19 protein-coding genes are annotated in these 24,175 nt (G+C 38.6%); 15 read left to right on the plus strand and 4 right to left on the minus strand.

Translation table 11 applies throughout. The features are described 5' to 3' along the window. Nucleotides 1-12 precede the first annotated feature (12 nt). From uvrB to ACYTR8_RS05995, 11 genes are all read left to right on the plus strand, one after another. Nucleotides 13-2,004 carry an excinuclease ABC subunit UvrB gene (gene uvrB, locus ACYTR8_RS05945; RefSeq protein ID WP_479641847.1) on the plus strand — a complete coding sequence of 664 codons (1,992 nt, stop codon included), beginning with the start codon at nucleotides 13-15 and terminating at the stop codon, nucleotides 2,002-2,004. Between the two features lie 252 nt (nucleotides 2,005-2,256). After that, nucleotides 2,257-2,400: a teichoic acid D-Ala incorporation-associated protein DltX gene (locus ACYTR8_RS05950; protein WP_012767158.1), complete on the plus strand. Its 144-nt coding sequence runs from the start codon at nucleotides 2,257-2,259 to the stop codon at nucleotides 2,398-2,400. Nucleotides 2,401-2,411: 11 nt separating this feature from the next. After that, nucleotides 2,412-3,950, plus strand: coding sequence for a D-alanine--poly(phosphoribitol) ligase subunit DltA (gene dltA / locus ACYTR8_RS05955; protein ID WP_479641848.1), 1,539 nt, complete (start codon nucleotides 2,412-2,414; stop codon nucleotides 3,948-3,950). Further along, a complete protein-coding gene (gene dltB, locus ACYTR8_RS05960) occupies nucleotides 3,947-5,203 on the plus strand; it encodes a D-alanyl-lipoteichoic acid biosynthesis protein DltB (protein WP_479641849.1) in 1,257 nt (418 codons plus the stop codon). The genes dltA and dltB overlap by 4 nt, the downstream gene beginning before the upstream one ends. 17 nt (nucleotides 5,204-5,220) lie before the next feature. Next, on the plus strand, nucleotides 5,221-5,460 hold the full coding sequence (gene dltC / locus ACYTR8_RS05965) for a D-alanine--poly(phosphoribitol) ligase subunit DltC (RefSeq protein ID WP_002984216.1): 240 nt from the start codon (nucleotides 5,221-5,223) through the stop codon (nucleotides 5,458-5,460). Then, nucleotides 5,453-6,709: a D-alanyl-lipoteichoic acid biosynthesis protein DltD gene (gene dltD / locus ACYTR8_RS05970; RefSeq protein ID WP_111716877.1), complete on the plus strand. Its 1,257-nt coding sequence runs from the start codon at nucleotides 5,453-5,455 to the stop codon at nucleotides 6,707-6,709. Before dltC ends, dltD begins: the two co-directional genes overlap by 8 nt. Before the next feature lie 395 nt (nucleotides 6,710-7,104). Next, entirely contained in the window at nucleotides 7,105-8,364 is a 1,260-nt protein-coding gene (locus ACYTR8_RS05975; RefSeq protein WP_479641850.1) for an extracellular solute-binding protein, read from the plus strand. 164 nt (nucleotides 8,365-8,528) lie between these two features. Next, nucleotides 8,529-10,232, plus strand: coding sequence for a glycoside hydrolase family 13 protein (locus ACYTR8_RS05980; protein WP_479641851.1), 1,704 nt, complete (start codon nucleotides 8,529-8,531; stop codon nucleotides 10,230-10,232). 122 nt (nucleotides 10,233-10,354) lie between these two features. Beyond that, nucleotides 10,355-11,659 carry a carbohydrate ABC transporter permease gene (locus tag ACYTR8_RS05985; RefSeq protein ID WP_479641852.1) on the plus strand — a complete coding sequence of 435 codons (1,305 nt, stop codon included), beginning with the start codon at nucleotides 10,355-10,357 and terminating at the stop codon, nucleotides 11,657-11,659. Continuing rightward, a complete protein-coding gene (locus ACYTR8_RS05990) occupies nucleotides 11,659-12,519 on the plus strand; it encodes a sugar ABC transporter permease (protein ID WP_003051326.1) in 861 nt (286 codons plus the stop codon). Before ACYTR8_RS05985 ends, ACYTR8_RS05990 begins: the two co-directional genes overlap by 1 nt. Before the next feature lie 21 nt (nucleotides 12,520-12,540). After that, on the plus strand, nucleotides 12,541-13,368 hold the full coding sequence (locus ACYTR8_RS05995) for a DUF1189 domain-containing protein (RefSeq protein WP_111716865.1): 828 nt from the start codon (nucleotides 12,541-12,543) through the stop codon (nucleotides 13,366-13,368). Nucleotides 13,369-13,442: 74 nt separating this feature from the next. Here ACYTR8_RS05995 and ACYTR8_RS06000 read toward each other — a convergent pair whose 3' ends face one another. From ACYTR8_RS06000 to ACYTR8_RS06015, 4 genes are all read right to left on the minus strand, one after another. Continuing rightward, nucleotides 13,443-14,240: a LacI family DNA-binding transcriptional regulator gene (locus tag ACYTR8_RS06000; RefSeq protein ID WP_479641853.1), complete on the minus strand. Its 798-nt coding sequence runs from the start codon at nucleotides 14,238-14,240 to the stop codon at nucleotides 13,443-13,445. A 172-nt stretch (nucleotides 14,241-14,412) separates the two neighbouring features. Further along, nucleotides 14,413-15,249 (minus strand): sugar ABC transporter permease, encoded by an 837-nt coding sequence (locus ACYTR8_RS06005; protein ID WP_003051318.1) that lies wholly within the window; start codon nucleotides 15,247-15,249, stop codon nucleotides 14,413-14,415. Beyond that, nucleotides 15,249-16,610, minus strand: a complete 1,362-nt coding sequence (locus ACYTR8_RS06010; RefSeq protein ID WP_003057790.1) for a carbohydrate ABC transporter permease — start codon at nucleotides 16,608-16,610, stop codon at nucleotides 15,249-15,251. Before ACYTR8_RS06010 ends, ACYTR8_RS06005 begins: the two co-directional genes overlap by 1 nt. 280 nt (nucleotides 16,611-16,890) lie before the next feature. Then, nucleotides 16,891-18,144 carry an extracellular solute-binding protein gene (locus tag ACYTR8_RS06015; RefSeq protein ID WP_479641854.1) on the minus strand — a complete coding sequence of 418 codons (1,254 nt, stop codon included), beginning with the start codon at nucleotides 18,142-18,144 and terminating at the stop codon, nucleotides 16,891-16,893. A 244-nt stretch (nucleotides 18,145-18,388) separates the two neighbouring features. Here ACYTR8_RS06015 and ACYTR8_RS06020 point away from each other — a divergent pair, with 244 nt between their 5' ends. The 4 genes from ACYTR8_RS06020 (at nucleotide 18,389) to ACYTR8_RS06035 (ending at nucleotide 24,113) form a co-directional block, all read left to right on the plus strand. After that, a complete protein-coding gene (locus tag ACYTR8_RS06020) occupies nucleotides 18,389-19,408 on the plus strand; it encodes a LacI family DNA-binding transcriptional regulator (protein WP_269761075.1) in 1,020 nt (339 codons plus the stop codon). 118 nt (nucleotides 19,409-19,526) lie between these two features. Next, entirely contained in the window at nucleotides 19,527-21,023 is a 1,497-nt protein-coding gene (gene malQ, locus ACYTR8_RS06025) for a 4-alpha-glucanotransferase (RefSeq protein WP_479640291.1), read from the plus strand. 30 nt (nucleotides 21,024-21,053) lie between these two features. Then, nucleotides 21,054-23,318, plus strand: coding sequence for a glycogen/starch/alpha-glucan family phosphorylase (gene glgP, locus ACYTR8_RS06030; protein ID WP_479641855.1), 2,265 nt, complete (start codon nucleotides 21,054-21,056; stop codon nucleotides 23,316-23,318). Nucleotides 23,319-23,558: 240 nt separating this feature from the next. Next, nucleotides 23,559-24,113 (plus strand): NADPH-dependent FMN reductase, encoded by a 555-nt coding sequence (locus ACYTR8_RS06035; RefSeq protein ID WP_269761072.1) that lies wholly within the window; start codon nucleotides 23,559-23,561, stop codon nucleotides 24,111-24,113. The last annotated feature ends 62 nt before the right edge of the window (nucleotides 24,114-24,175 follow it).

Consider the following 24,175-nt stretch of genomic DNA (forward strand, 5'->3'; position numbering starts at 1 on the left):
GAGGATAATGAAATGATTGATAAACGTGATGACAAACCTTTTCATTTGGTTTCAAAATATGAGCCATCTGGCGACCAACCCCAAGCTATTGAGACCTTAGTAGACAATATTGAAGGCGGAGAAAAAGCTCAGATTCTTTTGGGTGCTACTGGGACGGGAAAGACCTATACCATGAGTCAGGTCATTAACAAGGTTAATAAACCGACCTTAGTGATTGCTCACAATAAAACCTTAGCGGGACAGCTTTATGGAGAGTTCAAGGAATTTTTCCCTGATAATGCTGTGGAATATTTTGTTTCCTATTATGATTACTACCAACCTGAAGCCTATGTGCCATCAAGCGACACCTATATCGAAAAAGACAGCTCTGTCAATGATGAGATTGATAAACTTCGTCATTCCGCAACCTCAGCCTTATTGGAGCGTAATGATGTTATTGTAGTGGCTTCGGTCTCATGTATTTACGGACTGGGTTCTCCAAAAGAGTATGCTGATTCATCAGTGAGCCTCAGACCTGGACAAGAAATTTCTAGGGATCAACTGCTTAACCAGCTGGTGGATATTCAGTTTGAGCGTAACGATATTGATTTTCAACGTGGCCGTTTTCGAGTTCGCGGGGATGTGGTTGAAGTTTTTCCCGCTTCAAGAGATGAACATGCCTTTCGGATAGAATTTTTTGGAGATGAGATTGATCGTATTCGAGAGATCGAAAGTTTGACTGGTAAGACCATAGGAGAAGTAGACCATTTTATTCTGTTTCCTGCTACTCACTTTGTTACCAATGATGAACACATGGAACAATCCATTGCTAAGATTCAAGCTGAACTGGAAGAACAGTTGAAGGTTTTTGAAGCTGAAGGCAAATTATTGGAAGCGCAGCGATTACGCCAAAGAACTGAGTATGACATTGAAATGTTAAGGGAGATGGGTTACACTAACGGGGTTGAAAACTATTCTCGCCATATGGATGGTCGAGCAGCAGGAGAACCCCCCTATACGTTATTAGACTTCTTCCCAGAAGATTTTTTGATTATGATTGATGAAAGTCACATGACAATGGGGCAGATTAAAGGCATGTATAATGGTGACCAAGCTAGAAAGCAAATGCTAGTTGATTATGGGTTTAGGTTGCCCTCTGCTTTGGATAATCGTCCTTTAAGACGGGAAGAGTTTGAAAGCCATGTACACCAAATCGTGTATGTTTCTGCTACTCCAGGTGACTATGAAATGGAGCAGACAGGTACAATTGTGGAACAAATCATTCGTCCAACGGGCTTGCTTGATCCTGAAATCGATGTGCGACCAAGTATGGGACAAATGGATGACCTATTGGGAGAAATCAATCAGCGTGTTGAACGTGGTGAGCGGACCTTTATCACAACACTGACAAAAAAAATGGCAGAAGACCTGACAGACTATCTAAAAGAAATGGGTGTCAAGGTCAAATATATGCATAGCGACATAAAGACCTTAGAACGGACAGAAATTATCCGTGACTTGAGGTTAGGTGTCTTTGATGTACTTATTGGAATCAACTTACTGCGTGAGGGAATTGATGTGCCAGAAGTTAGTCTTGTCGCCATTTTGGATGCGGATAAGGAGGGCTTCCTCCGTAACGAGCGTGGTTTGATTCAGACTATTGGACGAGCGGCCCGGAATGCAGATGGACATGTGATTATGTATGCTGATAAGGTCACGGAATCGATGCAACGGGCTATCGATGAAACGGCTCGTCGTCGTGAGATTCAAATGGCTTATAATGAAGCACATGGGATTATCCCACAAACCATTAAAAAGGATATCAGAGATCTTATCAGTATCAGCAAAGCAGCAGAGTCTGATGTCGCAGAAACTGCAGTGGACTACGAAACCATGTCACGTTCTGAGCGAAAAGAAGCTATTAAAACCTTACAGAAGCAGATGCAAGAAGCAGCTGAATTACTTGATTTTGAATTGGCTGCTCAAATTCGTGACATGATATTAGAGTTGAAACTAATGGATTAGACCTTTTTAAACGTTCCAAAACCAGCCAAATACGAGCTGGTTTTAATGTTTCCGTTTTGTTAAGAAAACTTTAAGCTAAAGGCTTAAAATGACAGTTAGGAGAGTGATTGACAAATCATTTAGATTAAGAGTTGAGAAAGTTTTTTATTAAATAAATTTTCTTTTTAATAATTTAAGTTTTAGCTTGTCAACGGAGACTTTTTCGAGTAGAATTTTTTAGTACATTATTTCACTAATACAAGAAGGTAAAGTATGAGAAAAAATAAATCAAGAATGAGGGAAGTCGCCGTTTTTATCGGTAAAATAGCCTTATTCTATCTGATTTTTATGTTGCTGGTCTATTTCTTTGGTTACCTAGGACATGGTCAAAGTAACTTTATTTATAATGAATTTTAGGAGATGGACTGATGATTAAGGATATGATTGACAGCATTGAATATTTTGCTCAAACACAAGCTGATTTTCCAGTTTATGATTGCTCGGGGGAACGTTGCACCTATGGGCAACTGAAAAAGGATTCTGACAGCATTGCTGCCTATATAGATGGTCTAGGATTACCAGAAAAGTCGCCTGTTTTAGTTTTTGGGGCACAAACCTATGACATGTTAGCTACTTTTGTTGCTTTGACCAAGTCAGGTCATGCTTATATTCCGGTAGATGTACACTCTGCACCAGAACGGATTTTGTCTATTGTTGAGATTGCTAAACCAAGTTTAGTCATTGCTATTGAAGACTTACCCATCACTGTTGAGAAGGTCGCATTGATTTCATTAGTAGACATCGAATCGGCAAAAGCAACAAAAACACCTTACCAACTAACACATCCAGTTAAAGGGGATGATAATTATTATATTATTTTTACTTCTGGGACGACTGGTCAACCAAAGGGAGTACAAATTTCTCACGACAATCTCTTAAGTTTTACCAACTGGATGATTGAGGATAAAGCATTTGATGTTCCTAAGCAACCACAAATGCTAGCGCAGCCACCGTATTCATTCGACCTTTCAGTCATGTATTGGGCGCCAACCTTAGCTTTAGGCGGTACCTTATTTGCCCTTCCAAAAGAATTGGTATCAGATTTTAAACAACTCTTTACAATGATTGCTCAATTGCCAGTTGGTATTTGGACTTCAACGCCATCTTTTGCAGATATGGCGATGCTTAGCGATGAGTTTTGTCAAGAAAAGATGCCAAATTTGACACATTTTTACTTTGATGGTGAGGAGTTAACGGTATCAACCGCTCGAAAACTCTTTGAGCGCTTCCCAAATGCTAAGATTATTAACGCCTATGGACCAACCGAAGCGACTGTGGCTTTGTCGGCTATTGAAATTACTAAAGAAATGGTTGCAACTTCTACACGTTTGCCAATTGGTTACCCAAAACCAGATTCTCCAACTTTTATCATTGATGAAGAGGGGAACGAATTGCCTTTAGGGGAACAAGGGGAAATTATTGTAACAGGACCTGCTGTATCAAAAGGTTATCTCAATAATCCTGATAAAACAGCAGAAGCCTTCTTTACTTTTAAAGGACAGCCTGCATATCATACAGGGGATCTTGGTTCCTTAACAGAAGATAATATCTTACTCTATGGTGGACGTTTAGACTTTCAGATTAAATATGCTGGCTATCGCATCGAGCTAGAAGACGTGTCGCAACAGTTAAACCAATCCCCAATGGTTGCCTCAGCAGTGGCTGTTCCAAGATATAATAAGGAACACAAAGTTCAAAACCTCTTAGCCTATATCGTTGTCAAAGATGGAGTTAAAGAGCGTTTTGACAGAGAGTTAGAGTTAACCAAAGCTATCAAAGCCTCTGTTAAGGATCATATGATGAGTTATATGATGCCTTCTAAGTTTATTTACCGAGACAGTCTCCCATTAACCCCAAATGGTAAGATAGATATTAAAGCTTTGATTAATGAGGTCAATAACCGATGATGACGATCTTTGACCATATTCCCTATATGGAACCTTACGGAAATCCCATTTACTTTGTTTATCTTATTTTGGCATTCTTGCCAGTGATTATTGGGATTTTTAGACAGAAACGCCTGACGGTCTATGAAACCCTTGTTAGTTTGGTCTTTATCTTGTTTATGTTTTGGGGGGATCATTACCAACAGTTAGTTGCTTTTCTCTTCTATCTCGCTTGGCAAATCGTTAGTGTTTTTGCTTACAAAAAATACCGTGAAAATGCCAATAGCACAGCAGTCTTCTATCTGGCTATTGTAATGGCTCTGTTTCCGCTTATCTGTGTTAAGGTGGCATCTTTAACCCTATCTTTTAGCCAAACCCTCTTTAGTTTTTTGGGAATTTCTTATCTGACCTTTAAGAGTGTGGGAATGATTATTGAGATGCGTGATGGAACCCTTAAAGAAGTTAGTTTGCCAGATTTTATTCGCTTTATGATTTTTTTCCCTACCTTTTCCAGTGGGCCAATTGATCGCTTTAGACGCTTTCAAGAAGATTATCATAAGCTTCCTGATCGTGATGACTACTTAAGCATGCTAAACAAGGCAGTCATGTACCTCATGCTTGGTTTTCTCTATAAACATATCATTTCGTATTGTTTAGGTGGTATTTTACTTCCAATTATTGAAAACAAAGCACTGATGGCCGGAGGCTATTTTAACAAGGAAGCGATCCTTGTCATGTATGTCTATGGTTTCAATCTCTTCTTTGATTTCGCAGGTTATTCTATGTTTGCGATTGGGATGTCCTACATGCTAGGCATTAGGACACCGGAAAACTTTAACATGCCTTTCTTATCTGCAAGTTTAAAAGATTTTTGGAATAGATGGCACATGAGCTTATCCTTCTGGTTTAGAGACTATGTGTTTATGCGATTGGTTCACTTGTTAATCAAGCATAAAACCTTTAAGAATCGTAACGTCACCTCAGGTGTTGCCTATCTGGTTAATATGTTAGTGATGGGATTTTGGCACGGTCTGACTTGGTATTATATTGCCTATGGGCTTTTCCATGGTGTAGGACTTATTATTAATGATGCCTGGATTCGCAAGAAAAAAGAAATCAACCGTAACCGTAAGAAAAAAGGCATGTCGCCCCTCTTTCAGAGTAAGGTGTTCCATGTCTTATGTATCGTGGTAACTTTCCATGTTGTCATGTTTTCACTTCTGTTATTCTCTGGTTTTTTAAATGACCTTTGGTTTAACAGACCACTACATTAATAAAAGGAAGTATAAAAATGTCTATTGAAGAAACTGTAATTGAATTGTTTGACCGTTTGTTTATGGAAGATGTTTCAGAGATGATGGATGAAGACTTGTTTGATGCGGGTGTTTTGGATAGTCTAGGAACAGTCGAATTGATTGTTGAGTTAGAGTCAACGTTCAATATTAAAGTACCAATTTCAGAATTTGGTCGTGACGATTGGAACACGGTAACTAAGATTGTTCAAGGTGTAGAGGAATTGCAACATGCTTAAGAGACTTTGGTTAATCCTAGGTCCTCTTTTCATAGCTTTTATCCTAGTGGTGATTACTGTTTTTAGTTTTCCAACAAAGCTGAATCAGTCATTGACAGAAGAACGCTCAAATGCGGTGGCCATTAGTGATAGTTCTTTTAAGAATGGTCTGATCAAAAGGCAGGCCCTATCGGATAAAACGATTCACTTTGTTCCGTTTTTTGGTTCCAGTGAATGGAGTCGTATGGACGGTATGCATCCCTCGGTTCTTGCGGAACGTTACAATCGAACCTATAGGCCTTTCTTAATTGGAAAAAGAGGTTCTGCGTCCTTATCTCATTACTATGGCATGCAACAAATTTCAAAGGAAATGCAAGGACAAAAAGCGGTTTTTGTGGTTTCTCCTCAATGGTTCACACCGCAGGGAATTAATCCAGGAGCAGCTCAAATGTACTTGTCAAATACACAAGTTATTGAGTTCTTGTTAAACGCTAAATCTGATAAAGAATCACGATTTGCTGCTAAGCGTTTACTTGAGGTTAATCCTGGTGTATCCAAATCCGATTTATTGAAGAAAATCAGTAAAGGTCAATCTCTTAGTAAGTGGGATAGGGATATCCTGAGATGGCAGCATCAGGTGGCACTGAGAGAGGAATCTCTCTTTAGTTTCTTAGGTAAATCAGATAATTACGATAGGAAGATTCTCCCACGGGTTAAAGGCTTGCCAAAAGTATTTTCATACCAGCGATTAAATGAACTAGCCACTAAACGTGGGCAATTGGCAACGACCAATAACCGCTTTGGGATCAAAAATGCTTTTTATAGTAAGCGCATTGCCCCTCAATACAACCTCTATAAAAATTTCCAGGTCAATTATAGTTACCTGGCTTCGCCGGAATATAATGATTTTCAATTATTATTATCAGAATTTGCCAAACAAAAAACAGATGTTCTCTTTGTGATTACTCCTGTCAATAAAGCTTGGGCAGAATATACAGGGCTCAACCAAGATAAGTATCAAGAAGCTGTCCGTAAGATGAAGTATCAGCTAAAAGCCCAAGGGTTTCATCGCATTGCTGACTTCTCAAAAGATGGTGGTGAGTCCTACTTTATGCAAGATACTATCCATCTCGGTTGGAATGGCTGGTTAGCTTTTGATAAGGAAGTGCAACCTTTCTTGGAAAACAATCAGTCAAGTCCACATTATAAGCTTAATCCTTATTTTTATAGTAAGGAATGGGCTAATAAGCGGTTAGTCTCCCAAGACTAAGCTTAGCAATAAGACTAAAACAAGATATTTCTCTTCTATATCAAATCGCAGTTATGCTGGTGAAGAGGTTATTCTTGTTTGGTCTTTTTTTATTTTGCTAAAAACATTTTTAAATAACCTATCCTTTAGAAAGTTGAGAAGATTCACGACAATTGTTAAGCGGTAGACAACTAGTTAAAAGAAGATTGTCACTGACAGTTTTTTTAAGAAAGGGTATTGACATTTGTAAGCGATTACGATAAAATGTAATCAACTTAAACGTTTAAGTTGATTTTGATCAAACTCAACTTGAGTCGTTTGACGTTACCTTCCTATCTTGTCCTTAACTTAAATAGAAGTTAAGTTGATAAGCCATTTTATTTGTCATTAAAAAACCATTTTTGGAGGAACATGTTATGTCATGGAATTGGAAAAAAGCATCTGTGATTGGAACCTTATCATTGACTTCAGTGCTAACCCTAACTGCTTGCGCAAGTGTTGGTAGTAAAGACGCTAAGGAAACAGACGGGAAAACTATTGTAGTCTCTGTTGATGAGGGATATGCTGATTACATTAAGAGCATTAAGGGTGAGTTTGAAAAAGAAAATAAAGTCACCGTTAAAGTCAAAAAAGAAGGTATGATGGATACTCTTGATAAGTTATCAACAGATGGTCCAACTGGCGCTTCACCAGATGTCTTTTTAGCACCTTATGATCGTGTGGGAGGTTTAGGCTCTGAAGGTCAAATCGCTGAGGTTACTTTAGGAAACAGCAAAGAGTTTGACGATACGGTTAAGAAATTAGTAACCATTGACGGTAAAACTTATGGTGCACCAGACGTTATTGAAACTTTGGTAACTTATTACAATAAAGATTTAGTAGTAGATGCTCCTAAAACCTTTACTGAATTAGAAGCATTACAAAAAGATCCTAAGTTTGCTTTTGCCTCTGAACCAGGAAAATCTGTAGGTTTCTTGGCGAAATGGACAGACTTCTATTATGGTTATGGCTTGATTGCTGGTTATGGTGGTTATGTCTTTGGTGATAAAGGAACCAAACCAAGTGATTTAGGCTTAGGTAACGACGGAACTGTTGAAGGGTTAAACTACGCGAAACAGTGGTATGGCACTTGGCCTCAAGGAATGCAAGACACTAAAAAAGCTGGTGATTTTATCACTGAACAATTTATTTCTAAAAAAGCTGGTGTCATCATTGATGGTCCATGGGCGGCTAGCTCATTTAAAGATGCTGGTGTTAACTTTGGGATCATGGAAATTCCTACTTTGACAAATGGTAAAAAATACCAACCGTTTGCAGGTGGTAAAGCTTGGGTTATTTCAAACTATTCTAAAGGAAAAACGACGGCTCAAAAATTCCTTGATTATGTGACCAACGCTGAAAACCAAAAACGTTTCTATGATAAAACACAAGAAATTCCAGCTAACTTAACAGCACGTGATTATGCTTCTAAAGAGGGTAATGAGTTAACGAAAGCTGTGATTAGTCAGTTTGAGAGCGCACAACCAATGCCAAATATTCCAGAAATGGCTGAAGTTTGGGAACCAGGTGCAAATATGTTCTTTAACGTGGCTTCTGGTAAGGAAGAAGCTTCTAAAGCTGCTAAAGAAGCAGCAAAAACTATTAAGGAAGCTATTGAACAAAAATACGCTGAATAAGACAGAAAGGGAGGCTGGGACAAAGAAGTACGCCCAGCCTCTATTTCTTTTAGTTTGATGAAGATGAAACAGATACTAAAAATGTAGAAGTATGAGTCGTTCTGCTATTTTTTCGTTTTAAAGAAAAAGAAGTAGCCGTCGATACTTTATTAATGGAGGTAGAAATGAATATTGCCGGAATGTTACATATTCCAGATTCGAGGTATTGCTTTGCCTTATCTCAAAAGGAACTTGTCATCCGATTACGTGTGGCCAAAGAAGATAAAGATATTACTGTTAATTTGGTCCACGGGCCTAAATATGGTTATCATGAATTCCAAGAAGAATTGGAAATGTCAGTTGCCTATACAGACCATACGCATGCCTATTATGAAACCACTTTAACATTAGACGATGTGAGATTGGCTTATATTTTTAAAATTGAAGAAGAAGGTCAAACCTATTATTTTAGTGAAGATGGGTTAACCACTAGTTACGATTTTTCAAATGGGTTTTATAATTTCTTCCAAATGCCTTATATCAATGCTGTTGATGTTCATCAGGTCATTCCTTGGACAAAAGACGCGGTTTTTTATCAAATCTTTGTTGATCGCTTTAACCGTGGAGATTGGGAAAAAGATGACAGTTATGTCAACATGGATTGGTTAGAAAAACCGACTCCTAAAAGTTTTGCTGGTGGAGATTTAAGGGGAATTACAGAGAAACTAGATTACCTCAAAGATTTAGGGATTAATGTCATCTATTTAACGCCAATTTTTCAATCCATTAGTAATCACAAATATGATATTAGTGATTACTACGCTATTGATCCACAATTTGGAACTAAATATGATTTGCAAGAATTGATTGATTTGGCTCACCAAATGGGAATCAAGATTATCTTAGATGCTGTCTTTAACCATGCCAGCAGTGATGCCGTGGAATTTCAGGATGTCTTGAGATACGGTAAAGAGTCTAAGTTTTTTGATTGGTTTATGACTCATGATGAACACCCATCTATGGAACTGGTCAATTATGAGACATTTGCTGGATGTAACTATATGCCTAAATGGAATACCTCAAATAGAGATGTTCAAGACTATCTGATTGAGATTGGGCGATACTGGATTAAAGAATTTGGTATCGATGGTTGGCGCCTAGATGTTTCTGATGAAGTATCTCATGATTTTTGGCGACGTTTCCGTCAGGCGGTTAAAGCTGAAAAAGCAGATGCCATTTTAATTGGGGAGAACTGGCATGATGCCTATCCTTATTTGGCAGGGGATCAATATGATGGTATTATGAATTATGCTTTCACCAAAGCCTGTTTGGATTACTTTGCTTTTGAAACCATGACATCAAAACAATTGGCTGAGAAATTAAGCAACATTTTGATGCGAAACACTTGGCAAGTTAATCGCATGAACTTGAACCTTTTGGATTCTCATGATACGCATCGTTTCTTCACTCAAGTTAAGGGTTCCAAAGATAAATTGTTAGCTGCTTTAGCATTGCTCTTTACCTTTATGGGCATTCCTTGCTTGTATTATGGGACAGAAGTGGCAATGGAAGGGGGTTACGACCCTGATTCTCGTCGCGGTTTTCCTTGGGATGATGCTGAGCGGGACAAGGATTTCTTTAGCAAAGTAAAAGCGATTATTGCTCTTCGCCAACAGCCAGCTCTTCAAGAAGGAGTTATTAGCATTGATCATGACGAAGATTGCTTCATTCTGAAACGCAGCTTAGGTGAGCAAAGCATTACACTTGTTCTTAACAAAGGAGAGAGTGCCTATTCTATTAAGGATAAGGGACAAGTGTTAACCGGTAATGGGGTAGATAGAGAGAATGCCCAATTGCTTCAAGGTGGCTATGTCGTGATGTCTAACTAAGAGTCCCATTTTAAATGGAAAACATGATTATATTGTGACATAAGTGGTTAGGTGCTCATCTGAAAAAGCAGGCCATTGAGTAAGGGGAGTCACTTAAGTGTTTATCAAAAGAGGAATAAAAAATGGTAGATAACCAAAGACAACAGAAGCCTAATAAAGCCATGTGGCTATCTGTTATCCCAGGCTTGGGACAACTATACAATAAACAAATCGTTAAAGGGGGAGTCTTATTAGTTGTTTTCTTGCTAGAACTACTAGAAATTGTAGTTCTAGGAATTCCTGCTTTAACAGGTCTTTACAGTCTTGGAAGTGTTCCAATGCAAGATCACTCCTTATTTATGTTAATTAAGGGGGCCATGCAATTAATTATCCTAGCCTTATTTGTTATTTTTCATTTGGTTGCTATGAGAGATGCTAAATTAGTTGCTCGTCAAATGAATGAAGGCAAGAAGGTTCCGGTGACGGCTAAAGAGACCCTTGAAGCGATTTATGAAAAAGGATTTCCTTACTTGCTCATCATTCCGGCTTATTTAGCAATGGCTTTCGCTATTATTTTTCCAGTTTTAGTTACCTTGCTGATTGCTTTTACCAATTACGATTTTAGGCACATTCCTCCGTATCGTTTATTGGATTGGGTAGGATTGAAGAACTTTCTTAATATCTTAGAATTAAGCACCTTCAAAGCAGCATTTACGTCTGTTTTGTCATGGACGCTAATCTGGACATTAGCAGCGACAAGTCTTCAAATTGTTATTGGAATTGCAACGGCTGTTATTGCTAATCAATCCTTTATCAGAGGAAAACGTCTCTTTGGTGTGATATTCTTGTTACCATGGGCTGTTCCAGCCTTTATCTCTATTATGAGTTTTGGTAATTTCTTTAATGATTCCATTGGGGCCATGAATGTTCAGGTTCTTCCTTTCATCGAGAAATTCCTTCCTTTCGTTGACTTCGGAATTGTGCCTTGGAAGACAGATCCCTTCTGGACAAAAGTGGCTGTTATTATGGTTCAAGGTTGGCTAGGATTTCCCTATATCTATATTTTGGTATCAGGTATTTTACAGGCAATTCCAGCTGATTTATACGAAGCAGCAACCGTTGATGGTGCGACAGTCTTGCAGAAATTCCGTCATATCACCATGCCAATGATTTTTGCGGTTGCAGCACCGACGCTGATTGCACAGTACACTTTTAACTTCAATAATTTCTCTATTATTTATCTGTTTAATAATGGGGGGCCTGGTACTGTTGGGGGCGGAGCTGGGACAACTGATATCCTCATTTCCTGGATTTACAAGTTGACCACACAAACCTCGCCTCAGTTTTCGATGGCGTCGGCAGTAACCTTAATCATCTCTGTAATAGTGATTTCGGTATCCTTGATTACCTTTAAGAAATTTAAAGCTTTTGATATGGAGGAGAGATAATGAGAAAGACCTATGTTTCAACATCCATGAAACGCAAACGTTTCTTCACCCAATTATTGACCTATCTCTATCTAATCTCCTTAGCGATCGTGATTTTATTCCCGATACTAGTGACGGTCAGTTCAGCTTTTAGACCAGGAAATACCACAGCCTTTAGTTTTCATTTTGATGGGCCATGGACCTTGTCTAACTTTAAAACGCTCTTTCAAGATACCTTATACTTAAGATGGTATTGGAATACCTTGATTGTGGCATTCTTCACCATGCTCATACAAGTAACAGTCATCACTTTGACAGGTTATGCATATAGCCGTTACAATTTCTTTGGACGCAAAAAAAGTTTAATCTTTTTCCTAGTCGTACAGATGGTTCCTACCATGGCGGCTTTAACGGCTTACTTTGTTATGGCTTGGCTCTTTAATGCCTTAAACCAATACTGGTTCTTGATTTTGATTTACGTCGGTGGTGGTATTCCAATGAATGCTTGGTTGATGAAGGGTTATTTTGACACGGTACCTTATGACTTGGACGAATCTGCTAAGTTAGATGGTTCTGGACACTTTAGGACCTTCTACCAAATTGTCCTTCCTCTTGTGCGACCAATGATTGCAGTACAATCCTTATGGGCTTTTATGGGTCCTTTTGGAGACTTCATGTTGGCTAAATTCCTTTTACGGGCGCAAGAAAATTATACGGTAGCAGTTGGTCTTCAATCGTTTATTACGAATGATGCTAGAAATCCTAAGGTAACCTTATTTGCTGCGGGAGCTATTCTGATTGCAGTGCCTATTTCAGTTCTCTTTTTCTTCCTACAGAAAAATTTCGTTTCAGGTTTAACAAGTGGTGGTACCAAAGGGTAACCTGACAAGGAGTAATGTTTAATGCCAGATAAAAAACAATTTCCTATTTCTTACATTTCACATTGCCTTTCTCCTAGGGCAATGTTTGCCAGCCGAGCTCAGTTTACTTGGTGGCAAAACCTTCTTATTATTGTTTTTTTGAACGCCTTAATAATGATTCCAGTTACGTTACACTATGCTAACATGACAACGTATCCCTTGGAACGGATTGTAACTAAGAGTTTGTCGCCTATCACAGACAAAACCTATCAAGCATTGACCCAAGGCAAGGTTGAGGAAAATACCTTTCAGGGTCAATCTCTGTTTCGACGAGATGGTGACTTGGTTTTGGCTGTCTTACCGACAAAGGTCGATTTAGAGAAATTGGCATCAGAATCAACCAGGCAAATTATTGTGACAAAAAAAGAATGGCGTTTTGTTACTTCTGATGGCAAGGAACTCCGTGCTCACGTTAGAGGCGAGCAGCAGTCGCTCGCTGCCCTCACAACAGTTAAAGAAGTGAAGGACTTTGTCAATCAGCAATGGTATGACAGTAATAAAGCCAGTGTTCTTGGTTTTCTTCTGTTGACGTTTGTTCTCATGGTGTATGTGGGCACCCTTATTGTGATTGGTCTAGGCGCTTTCTTTTTGACCTTGACCAAACGATCACGGCTGTTTATGATTCGAAACTTTTCAGAAGGTCTTGGTTTGATGGTCAATTGTTTGGCCTGGCCAAGTCTACTGGCAATTGCTCTTAGTTTCTTTATTCAGGATCCCGTATTGATTATGAATTGCCAAGTATTTGGTACTTTATTAATGCTGACCTGGGTGTTCTACAAAACACAGTTTAGAGATTCGTTACCATCCTAAGAGAACTCTGACACCGATGTCATATCAAAACCCCTTGCCACTTCAGTTGAAGTGGCAAGGGGTTTTGTGTGCTATTAGACGAGAAGGTTATGATTTTTGTTGAGTTGTCGTTGTTTGGCCCACTCGATGGCCTCTAAGATAACTTGCCCTTTTTCTGGGGAAAAACGTGGGCAGTAGAGTTTTTGCGAAGAGTTCACAAAGAATTGGTCCAAACTCTCATCAATGAGTAAAAGATTTTCCTTTTCAAAGCGAGGCAACTCCCTCATGTCGTCAACCACATGTAGACGTGGAAAAAGAGTGGAGATAGCCTCATACCGTTCTTGATTGTTGATAGGGAGAGTCAGCAGTGTATAAGGTTTATCCTTAAAAAACTGATCTGCTTGGTCTTTTAGGTTTGCGTAATCTGTGTTAATTTGGAAGAAGAGAGGATCATTAACAAAGCTATCAATAGCAATTAAGGGCTTGAAATTAAGTTTCCCGATTTTGTAAAAGGTATCATTTTCAATATCTAAGGTCAGAATAAGGTCAGCCCAGTCAAATTTCCCAATACTATCTTCATTAAGGCAAACGAGCTGATAGTCCTGTTCATGCAACAATCGGGTTAAACAGCTAATGGTATGTAGTTGCTCTGCTCTGGCCAGGATAGAGTCAGTGTATTTGTAATAAAGAACAACACTGTTGGACTGACGCGTCACCAGAGAACGGGCTGCTTGATTTGGGGTATAGTTCAGGAGGTTAGTGATGTGTAATACTTTATTGCGAGTTTCTTCGCTAATCTTCTGATCATTTCGTTGATTTAACACGTAAGAAACAGTGGCTACAGAAACACCAGCTTCTCGTGCAATATCTTTAATGGTAACTTTAGATGTCATAGTCTTGTTATATCCAAATTAAGGGTAAAAGTCAAGGAAAGGCTCAAGGTCTTGGTGATAAGATGGGCATTTCGATAACTTTTCGTAAAAGTGAGTAACAGGTCAGCTATTAGCTTGTTTGTTAAAAACCTCCTAAGGAACTGGCCCCTAGAAGGTTTGGCATGTTGGTAAGTTATTTAACAGAACCGCCTGTAATTCCTTCAACATAGTATTTTTGCATAAACATGAAGAGGAGAGTGATTGGGACGGCAATTAAGACAGAACCAGCAGTGAAGGCCATAAACCAGTTGTTAATGGTATCTGGCTGAAGCATTGAAAAGAGACCGATAGCAACGGTGTATTTGCTTGTAGCATCTCCTAAGATAACTTGGGCAAAGATAAAGTCAATCCAAGGTCCCATGAATGCTAGAAGAGCAGTATAAACAATAATAGGTTTTGACAAAGGTAGGGTAATCTTGAAGAAAATATCCATCCGAGTAGCTCCATCGATCATAGCTGACTCATCGAGCGAGTAAGGAATAGTATCAAAGAACCCTTTAGCAATGTAGAAGCCTAGAGCAGCACCTGCTGAATACACCAGAACAAGAGCTGTTAAGGTTTGTGTAAGGCCCAAAGCTTTCAAGATGTAGTAGATAGCAATCATGCTCATGAAACCAGGGAACATATTTAAAATAAGGGCCAGCTTCAAGAAGCGATTGCGGAATTTAAACTTGATACGGCTGAGTGAATAGGCCATCGCAACGGTGATAAAGGTTGAAATGATACAAGTAAAGGTCGCTACCACAAAGGTGTTCAAGAACCATCTGCCAAATGGGAAAGTCTCATTGGTAAAAAGCTTGATGTAGTGATCTAATGTGAAAGTTTTTGGAATGAAATAATTCACATAGGCTGTCCCTTCACCACGGAAACTTGTCAGAAGGACCCAAGCAATTGGGAAGAGCCAAATGATTGAGAGGATAATTAAAGTGGCATAAACGAGGCCAAGTTGAAATCGACGTTTGTTTTTCATTATTTAGCCGCTCCTTCCTTGTATGATGCTGTTCGAGTATAGGCAAGTAAGCTAAAGATAGCTGAGACCGTAAAGATTAAGATACCGATAACTGACGCTAAATTATAGTCAGCAGCAGTAACAGTTAATTTATAGAGCCAGGTCACGAGGAGGTCTGTAGTTCCTGCCTGATAGTATTCTGAATTCGTTGGACCACCACCAGTAAGGAGGTAAATGACGTTAAAGTTATTGATATTTCCGATAAATTGTTGAATCAAGTTTGGTGTCATGATCAAGAGAATTTGAGGGAACGTGATAGACTTGAAGACTTGGAATTTGCTAGCGCCATCAATTTCAGCAGCCTCAATTTGTTCGCTTGGTAGGTTCATGATGATTCCAGTCGCAATCAACATGGTGAAAGGAATACCAATCCACATGTTAACGAAAATAATAGAAAATTTTGCCCAAAGAGGATCAGATAAAAATGGAAGTGGATCGTGAATCAAGCCGATTTTATTAAGAAGGGCATTGAGTGGACCTTCATCGTTGAGTAAGTTCCGCATAATCAATAATGAGATAAACTGAGGAACAGCAATGGTAATCACAAAGATTGTACGCCACATTTTTTTCCATTTTAGACCCTTGGTATTGATTAATAGGGCTAAGACAATACCAAAGAAGAAGTTGGTCACTGTCGCAAAAACAGCCCAAATCAAAGTCCATGAGAAGACAGGGAAGAAAGTTCCTGCCATACGGCCACTTAAAATATTACCAAAGTTAGCTAAACCAACCCAATCAAATAAAGATTTTGGAGGCAAGTGATTATGATCAAAATTGGTAAAGGCCAAACAGATCATGTAAATCAAAGGAAGAATGGTGAATAAAAGCACACCAATCAGTGGGATAGCCATTAAAGTCATATGGAAACGACCATTGGCAAGTGTCACAAAATCTTCCTTGAAACTTGGGATTTTCTGACCTTCTTGTTTGAGAAGGTAGAGATTACGAGCGCTTTTGAGGTTACACCAGTAAATGTAAGCAAAAACGAGGCAGAAGATGAGTGATGCTAATCCAAAAATAAGCATTAGCATGGAATTATCTCCATCAACGGCAACTTGAATTTTGATGCCATCAATAGTCTTAGTGGTCATGCCTTGGGTTTGGGTCCCAAGAGTGAATAGGCCTCCAATAGCAGGAATGATTTGAGAAACAAAAGCGATTAGGAATACCAATTCGCTAAGCAAAAATAGTGTCCCTTTGACAAATTGCTTGTTGGCGAGATTAGCAAATCCCATGATAATAGCAGAGAGCTTAATATCCCAACTTCCTTTTTTTAGGGCTTCTGCCACAGATACTTGTGGTGTCAAGCTTGACTGAGTCATATAGATTCTCCTTTATTTTAGGATACCAGAGTCGGTAAATCAGGTTATATCTCTTGTTAAAAACAAATAGCTAAGTGTTACGTAAACCTTTAAGTGGTTAAAAATTTAAGTAGCACTAGGCTACTTACATAACATCAAAAACAAGTAGGAGTGGGACTAAACCCCAACAAAACGTGATGGAGCTCAGTTCCACTCCCAAAAGATGAGTAGACCAGATGGCATCTAGAAGTTACTCACCTCTGTGCTTGTTTTCATATGGTATTAGTAAAACGAGATAAGATTATTTTGTTGCAGCGATGTCTTTGTCAAATTGTTGCAATTTAGCAAGGTAATCGCCTTCTTTGATTTTACCGTTGAAGGTGTCGCTAAGGATAGCTGCGCTTTCAGTCCAGAAAGTTCCCATTTGGCTAAGTTTTGGCATTACGACAGTGTATTCTGAAGAAGAACCCATTGTGATAACAGTTTTAGCAAGTTCGTTTGATTGAACAGCTTCTGAAGATTGAACTTCTTTGTTAGCTGGAACAATGTTACGAGTCTTGAATTGGTTTTCTTGGCTTTCAGCATTTGTTAAATATGAAGCAAGTTTGTAGCTAGCAGCGATACGTTTTGTATCTCCTTTAGCTGGTGCTTGGTTAACTGCGTAAAGTTTAACACCCAAGAATGCTTTTTGTTGAACAGTTTCGCCACCGATGGTTACTTTTGGATAAGCAGCGATACCTAGGTCTTCTTTACCGATAGCTTTTTGAGCAGCTTCGTAATCCCATGGTCCTGACTCAAATGATGCGACTGAGCCGTCACCAAACTTAGACATGACATTATTAGCATCTAAGTTAACAAAACCTTTATTTGATGCTTGGTCTGCAATCCATTTAAGAACAGCAACACCTTTTTCGTTACCCCAGTTAGTGCCTTTAACATCTTCACCGTTTTCACCGAACAAAGTGTTACCAACAGACATGAACAATGGACCAGTAGCATAAGCATTTGCTTGTTTGAAGGTACCACCAAAGGTTGCTTTTGTTGTAATAGTATCATATGAAGAAACATCTTCAGCAGCTAATTTTGATTTATTGTAGAAAAGAACTTGTGACTCAATACCAAATGGGAAAGCATACGTTTTTCCTTTGTATTGAGCACCGACAATCGCTTGGTCAGTAGCAGTTGCAGCGATTTCTTTAGTATATTCTTCTGGAACTTCTTGGATAGTACCAGATTCTACAAGTTGACCAAGTTGGTCATGAGGAAGTGAGAAGACATCGGCAGCAGTAGAAGCATCTTTTTTGATTTTTTCTTGTGCTTTTGGATCTTCTGATTCAACCACTTTAACAGTGTAACCAGAATCTTTTTCAAATTTAGCAACGATATCTGCGTATGATTTTTTCGCTCCAGTTGGAACCCAAAGTTTGATGGTTTTTGAATCAGAGCTTGACGCTGAATCCATTTTATCTTTTGAAGCAGATCCGCATCCCACTAATAAGGTACTTGCAAGTGTCAAACTTGCACCGCCGACGATAACTTTTTGCCATGATTTCATAGCTGTTTCCTCCTAAGATATATTTCTTACACTTATTATTATGCAACCGCTTGCAGAAAAAGTCAAGCCTTTTTTTAAAAAAAGTTGAAATTTTTTAAAAAGAATTAGGAATACATCTTGGAACTTGAAAAAAGCTTCAAATGGAAGTTGATTTTTTAAAAGATAACTGTATAATGGAAACAAAACACTAGAGAAAAAGCCTGAGGTATGGATTATCTTGGGAACATACAACAACGAGGTTAATATGGTAACAATTAAAGATGTCGCCCAAAAAGCGGGTGTTAATCCCTCAACCGTGAGTAGGGTATTAAAAGATAATCGTTCTATTTCTCAAAAAACCAAGGAGAAAGTTCGAAAAGCGATGGCTGATTTGGGCTATGTTCCGAATGTTGCTGCGCAAATGCTTGCCAGTGGGTTAACGCATAATATTGGACTGGTTTTTCCGCCTATTACGACCAGTGACCGCTTGAGTGAGCCCTTTTTCATGGAAATTTTATCCACCATCACTAATGAAGCCAAAAAGCAACACTTTACGGTTTCTATTGCAACAGGGATGTCTTTAGAGGATTTGTTGGGGCAAGTAAAGTTGATGCATTTACAAAAGCGGGTTGATGGGTTTATTATTCTTTATTCTGATCAAGAAGACCCGGTCAGAAACTATTTGATGACCAATAAAATTCCTTTTGTTATCGTAGGAGCTCCAGAAGGAGATGCCAATAAAATTACCTATATTGACAATGATAATCAATTAATGGCTAAAACCGCAGTAGATCACCTCTATCAAAAAGGGCACCGTCAGATTTTATTTATCACAGATGATCTTGACTCCGAGGTTGCATCAGAACGTTACATCGGTTATTTAAAAGGTTGCTTAAAATTGTCATTAGAGACTAAACCAATGCTGTTATTTGACCGAAAAGATCCTGTTAGTGTGCAAAATGTTATCGAGGGTATTCGTGACTTTAAGGCGACAGCTTTAGTTGTTATCGGAGATGTCTTATCAGTGCGCATGGTTCAATTACTTTCTTTTTATGGAATTAAGGTACCCGATGATGTTTCTATCATTACCTTTAATAATTCAAGCTATGCCAAGTTGATTCACCCTTATTTAACTACCTTTGATATCAATGTTGACAATCTTGGTAAAACTTCCTTTAAACAGCTGCTAGATATCATCAATTCGAAAGAGCAGAGTCTTAGCCAAAAAATCTTTGTTCCTTTTACCTTGAAAAAGCGTGAGAGTGTCCGTAATATTAATGAATAAGATATAAACGACCAGTAGCATTTCTTAGAAATGCTACTTTTTTTGCGAAAGAGGTTGACTTACGCAAACGGTTGCGTTATAATTTCATCATAACTAGATTTCATGAGGAGAAAAATGAATGAATAAACGTGCAAGCGGTATCTTAATGCATATTAGTTCCCTTCCTGGTAAGACCGGAATTGGAACTTTCGGGAAGGCAGCTTTTGATTTTGTTGATTTCCTAAAAGAAACCAAACAAACTTATTGGCAGATTCTACCTTTAACAACGACAAGTTATGGGGATTCACCTTACCAATCATTTTCAGCTATTGCAGGTAATACTCATTTTATCGATCTTGAATTACTTGTTGCAGACGGCTACTTGCAGGAAGCTGATCTCGGTGGCGTTGATTTTGGTTCTGACCCTGAGGTGGTTGACTATGCTCAGATTTTTCAGGCAAGACGCCCCTTATTAGAAAAAGCGGTCCAAGCCTTTCTTGCAACTAAAGAAGGCGTCAAAGAATTGGCAGCTTTTGAAGCAGAAGCGAGTTGGTTGGGTGACTTTGCCGAGTTCATGTCATTGAAAGAACACTTTCAAAATAAGGCCCTACAAGAATGGGATGACAGAGCAATTGTGAAACGCGAAGAAGCAGCCTTACATCATTATCGTGAGTTACTTGCTGAAAGCATTCACTACCATACAGTCTGTCAATATTTCTTCTACCAACAATGGTTGGCCTTAAAAGCGTATGCCAATGATAACGGTATTGAGATTATTGGTGATATGCCAATCTATGTTTCTGCAGATAGTGTGGAAGTTTGGACAATGCCAGACTTGTTTAAAGTAGACGAGGATAAAAACCCACTCTTTATCGCTGGAGTTCCTGCAGATGGCTTTAGTGAAGATGGTCAACTTTGGGGCAATCCGATTTACAATTGGGCAGCTCATGAAGCATCCAACTTTGCTTGGTGGATTTACCGTATTCAAGAAAGTTTCAAATTATATGACTATTTGAGAATTGACCACTTTAAAGGCTTTTCAGATTTTTGGGAAATTCCTGGTGGCGACACAACTGCTCGAAATGGTCATTGGGAATCAGCTCCGGGACTTGCTTTGTTTGCGGCAGTTCGTGAGGCTTTAGGAGAACTGCCTATCATCGCAGAAAACCTTGGTTATATTGATGAAAAGGCAGAGCAGCTATTAGCTTCAACAGCCTTTCCAGGAATGAAGATTTTAGAATTTGGTCTTTTTGATATTACTAGTCAAAGCAGTGATTTACCACATCATTATGATCGTAACTGTGTGGTTTATACTGGTACGCATGATAACGAAGTAGTTAATGGTTGGTATGCAAACCTTACGGCAGAACAAGTTGCTTTTGTGAATGACTACCTCCACAAAGGTGCAGATGAAAGTATTACACAAGCCATGTTGCGCACGATTTTTGCAACAGTTAGTGATACGGCTATCTTGTGCATGCAAGACTTGCTTGATAAGGGGGCAGAAAGCCGCATGAACATGCCAAATACCGTGGGTGGCAATTGGCAATGGCGGATGCTTGAAGGAGATATCACCGAAGAGCACAAAGCCTACTTGACACATTTGACAGAATTATACGATCGCGTCAATCATTAATGATAAGAGAACAATAGAAAAGAGGAAGACATGACACGCTTTACAGAATATGCTGAAACTAAATTAGGAAAATCGCTTACGCAGGCCAGCAATGAAGAGATTTATCTATCATTATTAAACTTTGTCAAAGAAGAAGCTAGCCACAAGGCTAAAAATTCTGCTAAACGAAAAGTTTACTATATCTCAGCAGAGTTTTTGATTGGAAAATTACTATCAAACAACCTGATTAACCTAGGAATTTACAAAGACATCAAAGAAGAATTGGCAGCTGCTGGCAAATCTATCGCAGAAGTCGAAGATGTTGAATTAGAACCATCACTAGGTAATGGTGGTTTAGGACGCCTTGCTTCATGTTTCGTTGACTCTATTTCATCTCTTGGTATTAATGGTGAAGGGGTTGGCTTGAATTATCATTGTGGGTTGTTCAAACAAGTTTTCAAACACAATGAACAAGAAGCAGAGCCAAACTTCTGGATTGAAGATGACTCATGGTTGGTTCCAACAGACATTTCTTACGATGTGCCTTTTAAGAACTTCACCTTGAAATCTCGTCTTGATCGTATTGATGTTTTGGGTTACAAACGCGACACTAAAAACTACCTTAACTTGTTTGATATCGAGGGCGTTGATTACGGGTTAATCAAAGACGGTATTTCATTTGATAAAACTGAAATTGCTAAAAACTTGACCTTGTTCCTTTACCCAGATGACTCTGATAAAAACGGAGAATTGCTTCGTATTTACCAACAGTACTTTATGGTGTCAAATGCAGCTCAACTGTTGATTGACGAAGCTATTGAACGTGGTTCTAACCTTCATGATCTTGCAGACTACGCTTACGTGCAAATCAATGACACGCATCCATCAATGGTTATCCCTGAATTGATCCGTCTGTTGACAGAAAAACATGGCTTTGACTTTGATGAAGCGGTATCTGTTGTGAAGGACATGGTTGGTTACACTAACCACACTATCCTTGCGGAAGCGCTTGAAAAATGGCCAACAGATTACTTAAACGAAGTAGTGCCACACTTGGTAACCATCATTGAAAAATTGGATGCTCTTGTTCGTTCAGAAGTGTCTGACCCAGCTGTTCAAATTATTGATGAAACTGGTCGTGTGCACATGGCCCATATGGATATTCATTTTGCAACAAGTGTCAATGGGGTAGCTGCGTTGCATACAGAAATCTTGAAAAACAGTGAATTAAAAGCTTTCTATGACCTTTACCCAGAAAAATTCAACAATAAAACCAACGGGATTACTTTCCGTCGTTGGCTAGAATTTGCTAACCAAGACTTGGCTGCTTACATTAAAGAACTTATTGGCGATGAGTACTTGACTGACGCAACAAAATTAGAAAAATTGATGGCCTTTGCAGATGATAAAGCTGTTCATGCTAAATTGGCTGAAATCAAATTCAACAACAAATTAGCCCTTAAACGTTACCTTAAAGACAATAAAGGCATTGAGCTTGATGAAAATTCTATTATTGATACCCAAATCAAACGTTTCCACGAGTACAAACGTCAACAGATGAATGCTCTTTACGTGATTCACAAATATTTGGAAATTAAAAAAGGCAACCTTCCAAAACGTAAAATCACTGTTATCTTTGGAGGTAAAGCAGCGCCTGCTTACATCATTGCTCAAGACATCATTCACTTAATCCTTTGCTTGTCTGAATTGATTAACAATGACCCTGAAGTAAGCCCATACCTTAATGTGCATCTAGTTGAAAATTACAACGTGACAGTAGCAGAGCACTTGATTCCTGCAACCGATATTTCTGAACAAATTTCACTAGCATCTAAAGAAGCTTCTGGAACTGGTAATATGAAATTCATGCTTAACGGTGCTTTAACACTTGGTACAATGGACGGTGCTAACGTAGAAATCGCTGAGCTTGCAGGCATGGAAAATATCTACACCTTTGGTAAAGATTCTGATACCATCATCAACCTTTATGCAACTGCTTCTTATGTAGCAAAAGATTACTATGATAACCACCCTGCTATTAAAGCAGCAGTGAACTTTATTATCAGTCCAGAATTGCTAGCATTTGGTAATGAAGAACGTCTTGACCGTCTTTATAAAGAGTTGATTTCAAAAGACTGGTTCATGACCTTGATTGACCTTGAAGAGTACATTGAAGTTAAAGAAAAAATGTTGGTAGACTACGAAGACCAAGATTTGTGGATGACAAAAGTGGTTCACAACATTGCCAAAGCTGGATTCTTCTCATCTGACCGTACCATTGAACAGTATAACGAAGATATTTGGCATTCAAACTAAACACCAACCTAAAAAGCGGATTTTCCGCTTTTTTTGGTGTCTTCAAAAGGAGAAATAGATGATTAGCAAACGTGGTTAAGAGACTTTTGAAGGTTTTTAGAGTAATAGTAATTAAGATATAGTTTTAAACTATGTTTGAAGTGTGCTAACCTATTCGAACAAAATATTGCTAATTATTGCTAAAAAGCGGTATGATAATAAAGTATCCTTAATAACACAAAACTTGAAAAGGAGGTAATAATGAGGAAATTAGGTATTATTTTAGGAAGTATCAAAGAGAAGTCATCTTCTAAATCTTTGGCTAAGGCAATGTTGCCGCTTTTTCCTGAAAGTGTTGAGGTATCCTTCATCCGTATCGAAGATCTTCCATTGTTTAACCCAGATATTGATAAAGAAGGACGTAGACCTGATTCTTACGAACGCTTTAGACAGGCTATTAGAGAACAAGATGCCCTTTTATTTATTACACCAGAATACAATCGCACCATACCAGCAGCTTTGAAAAATGCCATCGAAATTGGTTCCAGACCCTATCAACAGGTAGCTTTTAGTGGTAAACCTGCAATGATTATTTCACAATCTAATGGGAGTTTAGCAGGATTTGGTGCAAACCATCATTTGAGACAGAGCTTGGTCTTTTTGAATGTTCCTGTCATGCCACAACCAGAAATTTATTTAGCACACATTCATACTATTGTGGATGTACAGGGGAACTTCATAGATTCCACTGCTGCGCAATTTTTAACAGATTCAGTCCAAGCCTTTCTTGATTTTGCCAAGCGATTTGAATCTTAAGCGGCGCTTGATATTACACAAAACGCTAGAAACTTTTGTTTTTAGCGTTTTGTTTTTTATCA

The sequence above is a fragment of the Streptococcus sp. F2 genome (assembly GCF_056500955.1).

What these genes read in the sequence shown, in the direction of transcription:
- ACYTR8_RS06020 (WP_269761075.1), top strand. Translation starts at nt 18,389, where the DNA reads ATGGTAACAATTAAAGATGTCGCCCAAAAAGCGGGTGTTAATCCCTCA.
- ACYTR8_RS06035 (WP_269761072.1), top strand. Translation starts at nt 23,559, where the DNA reads ATGAGGAAATTAGGTATTATTTTAGGAAGTATCAAAGAGAAGTCATCT.
- ACYTR8_RS05950 (WP_012767158.1), top strand. Translation starts at nt 2,257, where the DNA reads ATGAGAAAAAATAAATCAAGAATGAGGGAAGTCGCCGTTTTTATCGGT.
- dltB (WP_479641849.1), top strand. Translation starts at nt 3,947, where the DNA reads ATGATGACGATCTTTGACCATATTCCCTATATGGAACCTTACGGAAAT.
- glgP (WP_479641855.1), top strand. Translation starts at nt 21,054, where the DNA reads ATGACACGCTTTACAGAATATGCTGAAACTAAATTAGGAAAATCGCTT.
- ACYTR8_RS06000 (WP_479641853.1), bottom strand. Translation starts at nt 14,240, where the DNA reads ATGACATCTAAAGTTACCATTAAAGATATTGCACGAGAAGCTGGTGTT.
- ACYTR8_RS05985 (WP_479641852.1), top strand. Translation starts at nt 10,355, where the DNA reads ATGGTAGATAACCAAAGACAACAGAAGCCTAATAAAGCCATGTGGCTA.
- ACYTR8_RS05990 (WP_003051326.1), top strand. Translation starts at nt 11,659, where the DNA reads ATGAGAAAGACCTATGTTTCAACATCCATGAAACGCAAACGTTTCTTC.
- dltC (WP_002984216.1), top strand. Translation starts at nt 5,221, where the DNA reads ATGTCTATTGAAGAAACTGTAATTGAATTGTTTGACCGTTTGTTTATG.
- uvrB (WP_479641847.1), top strand. Translation starts at nt 13, where the DNA reads ATGATTGATAAACGTGATGACAAACCTTTTCATTTGGTTTCAAAATAT.
- ACYTR8_RS05980 (WP_479641851.1), top strand. Translation starts at nt 8,529, where the DNA reads ATGAATATTGCCGGAATGTTACATATTCCAGATTCGAGGTATTGCTTT.
- malQ (WP_479640291.1), top strand. Translation starts at nt 19,527, where the DNA reads ATGAATAAACGTGCAAGCGGTATCTTAATGCATATTAGTTCCCTTCCT.
- ACYTR8_RS06005 (WP_003051318.1), bottom strand. Translation starts at nt 15,249, where the DNA reads ATGAAAAACAAACGTCGATTTCAACTTGGCCTCGTTTATGCCACTTTA.
- ACYTR8_RS05975 (WP_479641850.1), top strand. Translation starts at nt 7,105, where the DNA reads ATGTCATGGAATTGGAAAAAAGCATCTGTGATTGGAACCTTATCATTG.
- dltD (WP_111716877.1), top strand. Translation starts at nt 5,453, where the DNA reads ATGCTTAAGAGACTTTGGTTAATCCTAGGTCCTCTTTTCATAGCTTTT.
- ACYTR8_RS05995 (WP_111716865.1), top strand. Translation starts at nt 12,541, where the DNA reads ATGCCAGATAAAAAACAATTTCCTATTTCTTACATTTCACATTGCCTT.
- ACYTR8_RS06010 (WP_003057790.1), bottom strand. Translation starts at nt 16,610, where the DNA reads ATGACTCAGTCAAGCTTGACACCACAAGTATCTGTGGCAGAAGCCCTA.
- dltA (WP_479641848.1), top strand. Translation starts at nt 2,412, where the DNA reads ATGATTAAGGATATGATTGACAGCATTGAATATTTTGCTCAAACACAA.
- ACYTR8_RS06015 (WP_479641854.1), bottom strand. Translation starts at nt 18,144, where the DNA reads ATGAAATCATGGCAAAAAGTTATCGTCGGCGGTGCAAGTTTGACACTT.